General features: G+C 75.6%; 12 protein-coding genes. 8 read left to right on the top strand and 4 right to left on the bottom strand.

Annotation, left to right across the window (positions count from 1 at the left end):
* Positions 1–31: 31 nt before the first annotated feature.
* The 4 genes from ABD350_RS11915 (at position 32) to ABD350_RS11900 (ending at position 3,946) form a co-directional block, all read left to right on the top strand.
* Positions 32–607: a CE1759 family FMN reductase gene (locus tag ABD350_RS11915; protein ID WP_344347904.1), complete on the top strand. Its 576-nt coding sequence runs from the start codon at positions 32–34 to the stop codon at positions 605–607.
* 306 nt (positions 608–913) lie between these two features.
* Positions 914–1,633 carry a response regulator transcription factor gene (locus tag ABD350_RS11910; protein WP_344347906.1) on the top strand — a complete coding sequence of 240 codons (720 nt, stop codon included), beginning with the start codon at positions 914–916 and terminating at the stop codon, positions 1,631–1,633.
* On the top strand, positions 1,634–3,088 hold the full coding sequence (locus tag ABD350_RS11905; RefSeq protein WP_344347903.1) for a sensor histidine kinase: 1,455 nt from the start codon (positions 1,634–1,636) through the stop codon (positions 3,086–3,088).
* A 129-nt stretch (positions 3,089–3,217) separates the two neighbouring features.
* Complete coding sequence (locus ABD350_RS11900) at positions 3,218–3,946, top strand: hypothetical protein (protein ID WP_344347902.1); 729 nt, start codon at positions 3,218–3,220, stop codon at positions 3,944–3,946.
* Between the two features lie 3 nt (positions 3,947–3,949).
* Here ABD350_RS11900 and ABD350_RS11895 read toward each other — a convergent pair whose 3' ends face one another.
* Positions 3,950–4,249 (bottom strand): hypothetical protein, encoded by a 300-nt coding sequence (locus ABD350_RS11895; RefSeq protein WP_344347901.1) that lies wholly within the window; start codon positions 4,247–4,249, stop codon positions 3,950–3,952.
* Between the two features lie 90 nt (positions 4,250–4,339).
* Here ABD350_RS11895 and ABD350_RS11890 point away from each other — a divergent pair, with 90 nt between their 5' ends.
* Positions 4,340–5,170 carry a M55 family metallopeptidase gene (locus ABD350_RS11890; RefSeq protein ID WP_344347900.1) on the top strand — a complete coding sequence of 277 codons (831 nt, stop codon included), beginning with the start codon at positions 4,340–4,342 and terminating at the stop codon, positions 5,168–5,170.
* A gap of 126 nt (positions 5,171–5,296) precedes the next feature.
* Here ABD350_RS11890 and ABD350_RS11885 read toward each other — a convergent pair whose 3' ends face one another.
* Positions 5,297–6,715, bottom strand: a complete 1,419-nt coding sequence (locus ABD350_RS11885; protein ID WP_344347899.1) for an MFS transporter — start codon at positions 6,713–6,715, stop codon at positions 5,297–5,299.
* A 273-nt stretch (positions 6,716–6,988) separates the two neighbouring features.
* Between ABD350_RS11885 and ABD350_RS11880 the strand changes: the two genes are divergently transcribed.
* Positions 6,989–7,876, top strand: a complete 888-nt coding sequence (locus ABD350_RS11880) for a helix-turn-helix transcriptional regulator (RefSeq protein ID WP_344347898.1) — start codon at positions 6,989–6,991, stop codon at positions 7,874–7,876.
* A gap of 55 nt (positions 7,877–7,931) precedes the next feature.
* Here ABD350_RS11880 and ABD350_RS11875 read toward each other — a convergent pair whose 3' ends face one another.
* The gene (locus ABD350_RS11875; RefSeq protein WP_344347905.1) at positions 7,932–8,822 is read right to left on the bottom strand and encodes a LysR family transcriptional regulator; all 891 of its coding nucleotides are present in this window, start codon (positions 8,820–8,822) and stop codon (positions 7,932–7,934) included.
* A gap of 79 nt (positions 8,823–8,901) precedes the next feature.
* On the opposite strand from ABD350_RS11875, the gene ABD350_RS11870 reads away from it, so the two are divergent.
* Both ABD350_RS11870 and ABD350_RS11865 read left to right on the top strand, forming a co-directional pair.
* Positions 8,902–9,843 carry an EamA family transporter gene (locus ABD350_RS11870; protein WP_344347897.1) on the top strand — a complete coding sequence of 314 codons (942 nt, stop codon included), beginning with the start codon at positions 8,902–8,904 and terminating at the stop codon, positions 9,841–9,843.
* On the top strand, positions 9,840–10,490 hold the full coding sequence (locus tag ABD350_RS11865; RefSeq protein WP_344347896.1) for an NAD(P)-dependent oxidoreductase: 651 nt from the start codon (positions 9,840–9,842) through the stop codon (positions 10,488–10,490). The genes ABD350_RS11870 and ABD350_RS11865 overlap by 4 nt, the downstream gene beginning before the upstream one ends.
* 154 nt (positions 10,491–10,644) lie before the next feature.
* On the opposite strand, the gene ABD350_RS11860 is transcribed toward ABD350_RS11865, so the two are convergent.
* Positions 10,645–11,541: a phosphorothioated DNA-binding restriction endonuclease gene (locus ABD350_RS11860; RefSeq protein ID WP_344347895.1), complete on the bottom strand. Its 897-nt coding sequence runs from the start codon at positions 11,539–11,541 to the stop codon at positions 10,645–10,647.
* Positions 11,542–11,674 lie beyond the last annotated feature (133 nt).

Here is an 11,674-nt window from a genome sequence, read left to right as displayed (position 1 = left end):
TCACCGCCGCCGCACGCAAGGAGGCCGCCGCATGAGGCTCGTCGTCGTCTCGGCGGGACTGAGCATCCCGTCCTCCACCCGACTGCTCGGCGACCGCCTCGCCACCGCGGTCCACGCGCACACGCCGGTGGACGTCCGGGTGGTCGAGCTGCGCGACCTCGCCGTCGAGATCGCGCACGCCTTCACCAACGGGTTCCCGGGCAAGGGCCTCGCCGCCGCGCAGGACGCGGTGGCGGGGGCCGACGGGCTGATCGTGGTCACCCCGGTGTTCAGCGCGTCGTACAGCGGGCTGTTCAAGTCGTTCTTCGACGTGCTCGACAAGGACGCGCTGGCGGGCAAGCCGGTGCTGATCGCGGCGACCGGCGGTTCGGCACGGCACTCGCTGGTCCTGGAGCACGCGCTGCGACCCCTGTTCGCCTACCTGCGGGCCGTGGTCGTCCCCACCGCGGTCTACGCCGCCTCCGAGGACTGGGGCGCCGAGGGGCTGGCCGAGCGGATCGAGCGGGCGGCCGGGGAACTGGCCGCGCTGTTGCCGCTGGCACCGGCCCGGAGCGGAGCCGACGAGGTGGTGCCGTTCACCGAGCGGCTGGCGGCACTGGGGCACTGACAGGCCACGGCCGCCCACCGCCGTCCCGGCCGCCCCACCGCCGTCCCGGCCGCCCCACCGCCGTCCCGGCCGACCGTCGCTGTCCCGGCCGTCCGGGCGGGGGTGCCGGGCGGGCTGGGCGGCTGGCCGTGGTGGTGGGTGGTCCGGGGTGCCCGGGGTGCCCGGTAGCGGTGAGGGTCCGCCCGCCCGGCTCGGTGAGCGGCCGGCCGACTGCTCGGTGAGAGGGCGGTAAAAAGCGCGGCCGGGGATCGTCGTCCCCCGCCCCGCCGCCGGAGGCCTTGGCAGACTGGGGGCGTGCCCCAGACTGTGCTGCTCGCCGAGGACGACCGTGCCATCCGCCATGCCCTGGAGCGTGCCCTGACGCTGGAGGGCTACGAGGTCACGGCGGTCGCCGACGGCGTGGAAGCGCTGGCGCAGGCCCACACGAACCCGCCGGACGTGCTCGTCCTCGACGTGATGATGCCCGGCATCGACGGCCTCCAGGTGTGCCGCGTACTGCGCGCCGAGGGCGACCGCACCCCGATCCTGATGCTCACCGCCCTGGTGGAGACCGCCGACCGCATCGCGGGCCTGGACGCCGGCGCCGACGACTACGTGGTCAAGCCGTTCGACGTGGAGGAGGTCTTCGCGCGGCTGCGCGCGCTGCTGCGCCGCACCAGCCCCGCGCCGCTCGCCCCCGCCGGCCCTCCGGAGGGCCCGGCACGGGAGGCGCCGCAGGTCCCCGGCCGGCAGCTGGAGGCCGCCGGCCTGCGCATGGACCTCCAGGCCCGGCGGGCCTGGCGGGGCCGGCGCGAGCTGGAGCTGACCCGCACCGAGTTCGAGCTGCTGGAGCTGCTGGTGCGCAACGCGGGCATCGTCCTGGACCACTCCACCATCTACGACCGGATCTGGGGCTACGACTTCGGCCCCGGCTCCAAGAACCTCGCCGTCTACGTCGGCTATCTGCGCCGCAAGCTGGACGAGCCCGGCGCCCCGCAGCTGATCCACACCGTGCGGGGCGTGGGTTACGTGCTGCGGGAGGACTAGATGGGCCCGCGCCGGCGGCTGCCGGAGCGGCCCCGGCCCCGGCTGGTCTCCCTGCGCACCACCTTCGCGGTCTCCTTCGCCGCCGTCACCGCCGCCGTCACGGTCCTCGTCGGCATCCTGTCGTACAACTCCGCCGCGCGGCTCGTCCGGGTCGACCAGCAGTCGGTGTTCACCGAGGTCGTGCAGGACGTCCGGGACGAGGTCCGGCAGCAGCCGATGAGCCCCGACGACTTCTCCTCCTCCCGCCCCGGGCACGACCTGGTCCGCCCCGCCCGCACCGACGTCCAGGTGCTCGGCGCGTGGGGGCAGATCGTGGACGACGGCAATCCGGTGCTGCCCGTCACCTCCCGGGACCGGGCGGTGGCCGTCGCCCGGTCGGCCGGGGAGGTCGTCGAGCACAAGGACGTACGGGTGGAGGAGGACCTGTTCCGCATCGCCACGGTCTCGCTCGGCGACGGGCGGGGCGCGGTGCAGGTCGCGCAGGAGTTCAGCGACACCGAGGACCTGCTGCGGGCCCTTCAGCAGCGGACGCTGATCCTGATGGCGGCGGTCGTGGTGGCGGCCGGGCTGTTCGGCTGGTGGCTGGCCCGGCGCATCACCCGCCGGCTGGTGGTGCTGACCTCCGCCGCCGAGAACGTGGCCCGTACCCGGCGGCTGGGCATCCAGGTGCCGGTGACCGGGCTGGACGAGGTCGGGCGGCTGGGCCGTGCCTTCGACCGGATGCTGGGGCGGCTCGCGCAGTCGGAGGAGGACCAGCGCCGGCTGGTGCAGGACGCCGGGCACGAGCTGCGCACCCCGCTCACCTCGCTGCGCACCAACATCTCGCTGCTGCGGCGCATCGACGAGCTGCCGCCCGAGACCCGGGAGGAACTGGTCGCCGACCTCTCCCAGGAGGCCCGGGAGCTGACCGACCTGGTCAACGAGCTGGTCGATCTCGCCGCCGGGCAGTCCGACGCCGAGCCGCCCCAGCGGGTGGACCTCGCCGACCTCGCCGAGGACGTGGCCGGGCTGGCCCGGCGCCGTACCGGGCGGGACGTCGTGCTGCGCGTGAGCGGGGAGACGACGACCCACGGGCGGTCCGGGATGCTTCAGCGGGCCATCTCCAACCTGGTCGAGAACGCGGCCAAGTTCGACCGGGGCGGCACCGCGCCGATCGAGGTGAGCGTCACCGGGCCGGCCCGGCCGGGCACGGTACGGGTGGAGGTGCTGGACCGGGGGCCCGGCATCGCCGACGGCGACCTCGTGCGCATCTTCGACCGCTTCTACCGCGCCGCCGACGCCCGCTCGCTGCCCGGCTCGGGGCTCGGTCTGTCCATCGTGCGCGAGGTCGCCCTGGCCCACGGCGGGGCGCCGTTCGCCTACCGGCGCGAGGGCGGCGGCTCGGCCATCGGGTTCACGGTGGGCGGCGGGCCGGTGGGGGACGGGCCGGTGGGGGACGGCCGGGACGGCGGCTGAGCACGGGACCCGCCGGGAGCGGTGGCCGGGGCGGGCGCCCGGCCGGCGTGGCGGCTGAGTACGGGTACCTATCCGGAGCGGGTAGCCGTGCGCATCCGCCGGCCGCCCGGGCCTCCGTAGCGTCGCCGTATGCCCGACAAGATCACTCCGGCCGGTACCGGCACCCGTACCGGCGCCCCTGCCGGCACCCGTACCGGCGCCGGGGCCGTGCGTGGCCTGGTCGTCGGCTGCCTGGGCTGCGGCGGGCTGGTCGTCGCCCTCGTCCTCGCCCTCGTCGCCGTGCTCGCCTGGAACGCCTGGAACACCGGCGACGGGACGGACCTGCCCCGGGTCGCGCCGAAGGACAGGGCGGACCGCGCCTTCGCGTACTCCCGACAGGCGTACGACGTCATGGGCTTCACCCGCGCCCTGCCGCCGGGCGCCGGGGGGACCGGCGTGCGCACGCGGAACGCGTTCGGCGCGGAGTACTGCCACGACGGCGGGCCGCTCGGCATGGAGGACAGGACCGTCGACGGCGCCTACCGGCTCTACCACGAGTGGGCGCTGGACCACGTCCCCGCCGGCCGGGCCGTCCCCGGTCTGCGACGGCTGCACCGGCGGCTGGCGGACGAGGGCTGGAGGGTCACGTCGTACACCGAGGGCGGGACGGGCAAGGACTGGTCGCTGTACGTCCAGCGGGACCACCGGGCCGAGTGGATGACCTTCACCTGGGACCCGGAGCGGCAGTACTTCACGGGCGGGGCGGGCGTGCCGTGCGCCTACGACCCCTCCTGGACGCACAGCGACACCGACACGTACGACCCGGACACCGCCGCCGAGGCCGTGACCCCGTCCGTGCTCGGGCCGGGCGGCCGGTGAGCGTCACGCGTCGTCGCCCGTGACCCCGCCCGTGTCCGCGCCGCGCCGCCGGGCCGCCGTCAGCAGCCAGGCCAGGTTGCCCGCCGCGGCTCCGGCGGCGACCGTGGCGGCGATCACCCCGCCGGTCGCCAGGCCGTCACTGAACAGGTGCGGACGCCGGTCCAGGCTGTGCAGCCCGAAACCGCACAGCTGGTACACGCCGACGGCGGCGATGACCAGACTGACGACCAGCACGGCCACCGTCGGCGCGAGACTGTGCGCACAGTCCTCCGTGCCGGGCTCCGTCTCGGTCGTGTCCTGCATGGGTCCCCCGTTGAACAGGCGCGCGAACGGCCCGGTAGGTGTTGGCGGTTGGGAACCTACAATACGTAGGGGTCGGCTAGGGTCGACGCCGTGCGCATCTACATCAGCGTGGACATGGAGGGCGTCACCGGGCTCGTCGACGCCGACGACGTCCAGCCGGGCGGCCGGGACTACGAGCGGGGCCGCGCCAAGATGGCCGAGGACGTGAACGCGGCCGTACGGGGCGCGCTGTCCGCCGGGGCCGACGACATCCTGGTCAACGACGCCCACGGCCCGATGCGCAACCTCCTGCCCGAGGCCCTGCACCCGGCGGCCCGCCTGGTGCGCGGCAGGCCCAAGCAGCTCGGCATGCTGGAGGGGCTGACCGGGGAGCACGACGCCGTGCTGTGCGTCGGCTACCACGCCCGGGCCGGTGCCCCGGGCGTGCTCAGCCACAGCTTCATGGGGCACGAGATCGAGGACATGTGGCTGGACGGCCGCCCGGTCGGCGAGATCGGGCTCGCCCACGCCACGGCGGCGGCCCTCGGCGTCCCCGTCGTGGCCCTCACGGGTGACGACGCGGCGTGCGCGGAGATGACGGAGTGGGACGCCTCGGTCGCCACCGTCCCGGTGAAGTACGCCCGCGACCGGTTCGCGGCCGAGCTGCTGCCGGAGGCGGAGGCGCGCGAGGCGATCGAGGAGACGGTGGCCGACGCCCTGGCCCCGGCCCCGCGCCGCCCCGCCCCGTCCGCCGCCGAGGCCACCCTCGCCGTCCGCTGGCAGTCCGCCTCGGTCGCCCAGACCCTGCTCGGCATCCCCGGCGTGACGGCCGACGACGCCAGGACGGTCCGGGCGGCCGGCCCGCTGCCCGCGCTGTACCGGCAGTTCGGGGTCTGGATGCGGGTGGCGGCCTCCCTCACCAACCAGGCGCCGTACTGCTGAGAACGGGTGACACCGCCCGCGCCGCCCGGGCGACCGGTCGTCCGGTCGGCCACGCGGCGCGGGCGGTGCGGTGAGCGGCTCGCGGCCGGCCGGGCGGTGCGGGTGTGCCACCGGACCGACCGGCTGTCACCGGCGGCGGGGCGTGCGCAGGAACAGCGCGCTGCCGAGGGTGCCGGCCAGGGCGAGGGCCGCGTTCAGGGCGATCGCGGTCTTCAGTCCGCCGAGGACGGCCAGGGTGCCGGTTCCGGTCATGGCGGCGGTGGCGACGGCGCTCATCACCGGCGTGCCCATGGTGATGCCGATCTGCTGGGTCATCGTCGCGAGCCCGGTGGCCAGCCCCTGTTCGCCGTCGGCGAGCCCGGACGTGGCGGTCACCATGAACCCGACGATGACCAGCATGTTGCCCACCCCGCCCGCGAAGGTCGCGGCGAGCAGCAGCCACAGCGAGGCCTGCCCGGTGCCGAGCCCGAGCAGGGCCGCGGTGAACAGCGCCTGCACCAGACCCCCGGCCAGCAGCGTCCGGGTCGCGCCGAACCCGCCGATCAGCCGCGGGGCGAGCGCGCCGCCGACGACGGTCCCCGCGCCCAGCACGCCGAACGACAGCCCGGCCGCCAGCGGGGAGAAGCCCAGCACCTCCTGGAGGTAGAGGGTGAGCAGGAACACCAGGGACGTCTCGGTGAGGAACGCGACCAGCCCGGCGAGGTTGCCCCACGCCACCGACCGCCGGCCCAGCACCCGGGGCGGCACCAGCGGCGCGGACACCCGGCGCTCCACGGCCGCGAACACCCCCAGCAGCACCACCCCGGCCGCGAGCGGCAGCAGCGTGGCCGGCGCGCCCCAGCCGTGCTCACCGGCCTGCGTCAGACCGAGGATGACGGCCAGCAGGCCGAGGGTGACCGTGACGGCACCCGGTACGTCCAGCTTCGGCCGCTCGGCGGGCCGGGACTCGGCGATGACGGCGGGCGCGACGAGGAGCACGGCGAGGGCCACGGGTACGTTGACGAAGAACGCCCAGCGCCAGGACAGCAGGTCGGTCAGCAGGCCGCCGAGGATCGCGCCCGTGGTGAAACCGGCCGACATCAGCGCCCCGTTGAGACCGAGCGCCTTCTGCCGCAGCGGGCCCTCCGGGAAGGACGTCGTCAGCAGGGACAGCCCGGCCGGGGTGACCGCCGCGGTGGCCAGACCCTGGAACACCCGGGCCGCGAGCAGTACCTCCGGGCTCTGCGCCAGCCCGCCGGCCAGCGAGGCCGCGCCGAGGACGACGAGCCCGCCGAGGAACAGCCGGCGGCGGCCGAAGAGGTCGGCGACCCGACCGAACAACAGGGTGAACCCGGCCGCGCACAGCGCGAACGCCGTGCCGATCCACTGGAGACGGTCGAGGGAGAAGCCGAGGCCCGCGCCGATCACCGGCAGGGCCACGTTCAGGATGGAGAAGTCCACGGCCAGCATGAACTGGGCCGCGAGCAGCAGCACCAGCACCAGGCGCAGCCGCGGGGTCAGCACGGCGGGCGCGGCGACGGCCGGCCGTGTCGCGGTGACGGACATGACGGGTCCCTTCTGTACGGGCGGGGCCGCCGGGTCCACGGCGGACTCGGGCGGTGGGGCGTACGGCGAACTCGTCGGGGTTCCGTCGGAGTCGCCGTGCAGAAGACTCGTCCGCCGTGGCGGGCCCAGCCAGCACCCCCGTACGACCGGTCGCCGCGAGGGTGGTCATCGCGTGACCACCCTCGGGCATCCCGTTCGCGCCGCCGGGCGGGCAGGATGGACGACGACCGCCGTATCCGCCGCAGGCGTACGCCGCACACTCCGGAGGCATCCATGGACGCGCCGTCCGAGCTGGGAGAGTTCCTGAAGTCACGCCGGGGCGCGCTGCGGCCGGAGGACGTCGGGATCGCGGCCGCGCCGGCCCGCCGCCGGGTCGCCGGGCTGCGCCGCGAGGAGCTGGCCCTGCTCGCGGGCGTCAGCATCACCCACTACACCCGCCTCGAACAGGGCCGCGCGACCGGTGTCTCCGACTCCGTGCTGGACGCGATCGCCCGCACCCTGCGGCTCACCGAGGACGAGACCGCCCACCTCAAGGCCTTGGCCCGCCCCGCCGCCCCGCGCCGCCCGGCCGCGCCCCGCGCCGAGCACGCCTCCCCCTCGGCCCGCCGGCTGCTCGCCGCCATGACGGACGTACCCGCGCTCCTCCTGGACCGGCGGAACGACGTCCTGGCCTGGAACCGGCTCGGTCACGCCCTGCTCGCCGCGCACCTGCCGTGGGAGGGGCCTCAGACCCCCGGCGGGCGGCCCAACCTGGTCCGGATGCTGTTCCTGGACGAGGAGTACCGGGCGAGGTACACCGACTGGAAGGAAGAGGCCCACCTCGCGGTCGCCTCCCTGCGCCTGGTCGCCGGCCGGCACCCCGACGACCGCGCGCTGGCCGAGCTGATCGGGCAATTGACCATCCAGAGCGAGGAGTTCACCGCCCTGTGGGCCCGGCACCCGGTCCGCACCTGCGTCTCCGGTACCAAGTCCCTGCGCCATCCGGCGGTCGGCACCCTGGAGCTGGGCTTCGAGAACCTGTGCCTGCCGGGCACCGCGGACCAGCGCCTGATCGCCTACACCGCCGAGCCCGGCACCCCGTCCGACGCGGCCCTGCGCCTGCTGGCCGCCACGGCGTCCCCCGCGGCCCGGGAGGACCTGCCCGCGCTGGACGCGCGCTGAACTGGGCCGCGCCGGAGGTCAGGGCGCGCGCCGAACCGGCGGGCCGCGCCGGAGGTCAGGGCCGCGGCCCCGCTCCGAGGACGTCGAGCATGGCCCGGGTCGCCGGGCTCGGCGGGAAGCGGCTCCAGGCCAGGTACTCCACGCGGCGCGGCCCGTCGGCCACCGGGACCAGCGCCAGCCCGGGGTCGGCGGCCGCCAGCGGCCGGACGAACGCCGAGGGCAGCAGCGCGACACCGAGCCCGCGCCCGATCAGCCCGGTGATCAGCTCCACCACCCCCGCCTCGTAGGCGACCTCGCGGACCAGGCCCGCCGCGGCGAACGCCTGGTCCGACTGGGCGCGGGCGGGCGTCCCGGCCACGAAGTCCACGAACGCCTCCCCGGCGACGTCCCGCAGCGTGACCCGCTCGGCCCCGGCCAACCGGTGCCCGGCCGCCACCACCAGCACATGCTCGTCGTGGTCGAGCGCCACGCTCTCCACCCCCGTGGGCCGCTCGCCCTGCGGCAGTCCGAGGAAGGCGATGTCCAGTTCGCCCCGGCGGATCGCCGCCGCCAGTTCGTCGCTGCGCCCGGACCTCAGCAGCACCCGGACCTCCGGGTGCCGGGCGCGGTAGCGCTGCAACACCTCCGGCACGTCCACGGCGGCGGTGGTCACGATCACGCCGACGGCGAGCCGGCCGCGCACCACGCCGGTCGTGGCGGCGGCGTCGGCCACCGCGCGGTCCGCCGCGGCCAGCGCCTCACGCGCCCGGGCCACGAACGCCTCGCCCGCGGCGGTGAGGTCGACCCGGCGGCTGGAACGGGCGAACAGCCGTACCCCCAACTCCCGCTCCAGGCCCGCGATCCGGTGACTGAGCGAGGACTGGGTGACGTAACACCGCTCGGCGGCGCGGGTGAAGTTACGGGTCTCGGCGACGGCGACGGCGTACCGCATCTGCTGGAGGTCCACCCGGCCATGGTTGGTGTGCATGGCTGCGATGGCAACCATGGCTTGGACGCATGGCAGGGGACCGGCCGAGACTCCTCCCATGCCCTCGTCCACCCACCGACCGGCCACTGCCGTGCCGACCACCGCCCCGTCGGCCACCGTCGCGTCGGCCGCCCACCGCCCGGCCACCGTCCTGCTGACCGCCCTCGCCCCCGCCGCCTGGGGCACCACCTACGTCGTCACCACCGAACTGCTCCCGCCCGGGCACCCGTTGTTCGCGGGCCTCGTGCGCGCCCTGCCCGCCGGGCTGGCCGGTCTGGCGCTCACCCGGGTACTGCCGCGCGGCCACTGGTGGTGGAAGGCCGCCGTCCTCGGCGTGCTCAACATCGGCGGGATGCCCCTGCTGTTCGTGGCGGCCGAACGACTCCCCGGCGGGGTCGCCGCCACCCTCGGCGCGGCCCAGCCGCTGCTGGTCGCCGCACTGGCCGCCCTCGTCCTGCGCGACCGGCCGACGCCCTGGCGGCTGACCTGGGGCGGGCTCGGCGTGGCCGGCGTCGGACTCGTGGTCCTCGGCCCCGACGCCCGGCTGGACGCCGTAGGCCTGCTCGCCGGCCTCGGCCATACGGCGACCATGGCGGGCGGCGTCGTGCTGACCAAGCGCTGGGGCCGTCCGGCCAGGACCGGTCCGCTGACCCTGGCCGGCTGGCAGCTCACGGTCGGCGGCCTGCTCCTGCTCCCGCCGACCCTGGCCTTCGAAGGCGTGCCGGAGCGGATCGACGCCGGCGCGGCGGGCGGCTACCTGTGGCTGGGCAGCATGGGCGGCCTGATCGCGTACACGCTGTGGTTCCGCGGCGTAGCCACCCTCCCGGTAGGCGTCACCGCGCCCCTGGTCCTGCTGTCCCCCCTGGTCGCCGCGGCCATCGGCACGGCGCGGGGCGAGTCCCTGAGCCCGTTTCAGGCCTGCGGCTTCGCCCTGGCCCTGGCCGCGCTGCTCGCCGCGCAACTGAACCCACCCCACCGCGGAAAGAGGACTCCCCGATGACGTCCGCCCTGACGATCGCGGTCCTCGGCGCCACCGGAATGGCCGGCAGCCGGATCACCGCGGAGGCCGCCGCGCGCGGCCACCGGGTCCTCGCCCTCGCCCGCAAGCCGACGAGCGGGCACCCGGCCGTGACCCCCGTCCCGCTGGACGCGGCGGACCCGGACGCCGTACGCCGGGCGCTGACGGACTCGGGCGCGCACGCGGTGGTGCTGTCCCTGCGGACGTACCCGCCGGACGAGGACTTCCTGCTCGGCGTGACCCGGGCCGTCCTGGACACCGCAGCCGGCCTCGGCGCCCGCGTCCTGGTGATCGGCGGAGCCGGCGCCCTGCGCACCCCCGGCCGCCCCGGCCTGCTCCTGGCCGACAACCCGGCCTACGTCCCCGAGGAACTGCGTCCGGTCGCCGCGGCCGGAGTGGCCCAACTGCACGCCTGCCGCGCCCACGCCCACCCCGGCTGGACCTACCTCAGCCCCCCGGCCCTCCTCGAACCCGGCGCCCGCACCGCCCGCTACCGCCGCGGTACGGACACCTTGCTCACCGCACCCGACGGCCGCTCCTGGATCAGCGCGGAGGACCTGGCGGTGGCGGCCGTGGACGAACTGGAACTCCCGCGCGGACAACGGCACTTCACGGTCGTACAGAACTGACGGAAGTGACGGCGTCGGCCTCGCGGCGCACATAGGCCCGGGGCGTGCGGCCGGCCGTGGTGGCGGGGTGTGGCGGAGGCTGCGGTGGGGGTGTGACGGTCCGGCGGTGATGGCGGGGCGTGGTGGTCAGGGGCGGTGGCGGCGGGTGTGGGGGTCAGGCCGCGGTGGCGGGGCGCGGCTCGCCGTGGAACACCTGGCGGGTGTGCCAGTCGCGGTGCGCGGCGGCGACCGGACGGGTACCGGGCTGGGGCCCGACGAGCGGCCGTCCGGCGAGGGCTATGACGTGCTCCCGGGCGGCGGCGCTGTGCCCGACGAAGCGCCGGCTGACCAGGACGCGGTGATCGTCCCCCACCCCGAGGACCCCCTTGTCGAAGAGCTTGTGGTGCAGCGAACACAGGCACAGCCCGTTGTCGACGTCATCGGGGCCGCCGAACGCCCACCAGCGCACATGGGCGGCCTCCAGCCCGACCGGAACCGAGCCGATCCGGCCGTCGTACCCGCAGAAGGCACACCGGTACTCGTAGGCGGTGAGCACCAGCTCCCGCATCCGCGGATCCCGCCGCCTGCGGGCACCCGTCACCAGCCGCTCGGACTCGGCCGGTTCCAGCTCCAGCCCGACGGCCTCGCACAGCTCACCGTGGAGGGAGGGCGGAAAGTGCAGATCGAGCAGCAGCCGAGCCATCTTGCCGAGCAGGTGCGGTTCCCGCCGCAACGCCGCCCGCAACTCCGGCGCGAGCCGCCCGGTCGCCCCCGTCTTGCGCAACTCCCGCACCCCACTCCCGGGACTGCCGGCCCCCCGGTCGGTACGCACCTCCCACACCCCGTCACCGACCAGGTGGTGGAAGGGGTAGGCGGGCGTGGTCTTGTGGGGCGGTCCGTACTCGGCGAGCAGGTTCTGCAGGTCGTGCTCCACCGCGGTGTATCGCAGCCCACCGTCGGCGTCCTCCTGAAACCGCGCCAGGGCATACAGAAGCAGCAACGGCTTGTGCGGAGCCCGCGTTCCGTTCCTGGCCCACTGGCGCAGGGCCGCTGTCCGCTCCAACCAGTCCATGGGGGGTGATCGTAGACGGGGGCGGCGTGCCCTTGCCCATGCCGTTGCAGCAGACGGCACGAGACGTGGCGGCAAGGTGCCCTGCGCCCCCGTCGCGGACCCCAGACCGAAGAAGGCCAAGTACGGATCACCC

The organism is Streptomyces nogalater (assembly GCF_039532885.1).
GTDB lineage: Bacteria > Actinomycetota > Actinomycetes > Streptomycetales > Streptomycetaceae > Streptomyces > Streptomyces nogalater.
This window is presented reverse-complemented; position numbering and strand designations above follow the sequence as displayed.

Coding starts and splice junctions, on each gene's coding strand:
- ABD350_RS11905 (WP_344347903.1), top strand. CDS start 1,634: ATGGGCCCGCGCCGGCGGCTGCCGGAGCGGCCCCGGCCCCGGCTGGTC.
- ABD350_RS11915 (WP_344347904.1), top strand. CDS start 32: ATGAGGCTCGTCGTCGTCTCGGCGGGACTGAGCATCCCGTCCTCCACC.
- ABD350_RS11865 (WP_344347896.1), top strand. CDS start 9,840: ATGACGTCCGCCCTGACGATCGCGGTCCTCGGCGCCACCGGAATGGCC.
- ABD350_RS11895 (WP_344347901.1), bottom strand. CDS start 4,249: ATGCAGGACACGACCGAGACGGAGCCCGGCACGGAGGACTGTGCGCAC.
- ABD350_RS11900 (WP_344347902.1), top strand. CDS start 3,218: ATGCCCGACAAGATCACTCCGGCCGGTACCGGCACCCGTACCGGCGCC.
- ABD350_RS11885 (WP_344347899.1), bottom strand. CDS start 6,715: ATGTCCGTCACCGCGACACGGCCGGCCGTCGCCGCGCCCGCCGTGCTG.
- ABD350_RS11870 (WP_344347897.1), top strand. CDS start 8,902: ATGCCCTCGTCCACCCACCGACCGGCCACTGCCGTGCCGACCACCGCC.
- ABD350_RS11860 (WP_344347895.1), bottom strand. CDS start 11,541: ATGGACTGGTTGGAGCGGACAGCGGCCCTGCGCCAGTGGGCCAGGAAC.
- ABD350_RS11880 (WP_344347898.1), top strand. CDS start 6,989: ATGGACGCGCCGTCCGAGCTGGGAGAGTTCCTGAAGTCACGCCGGGGC.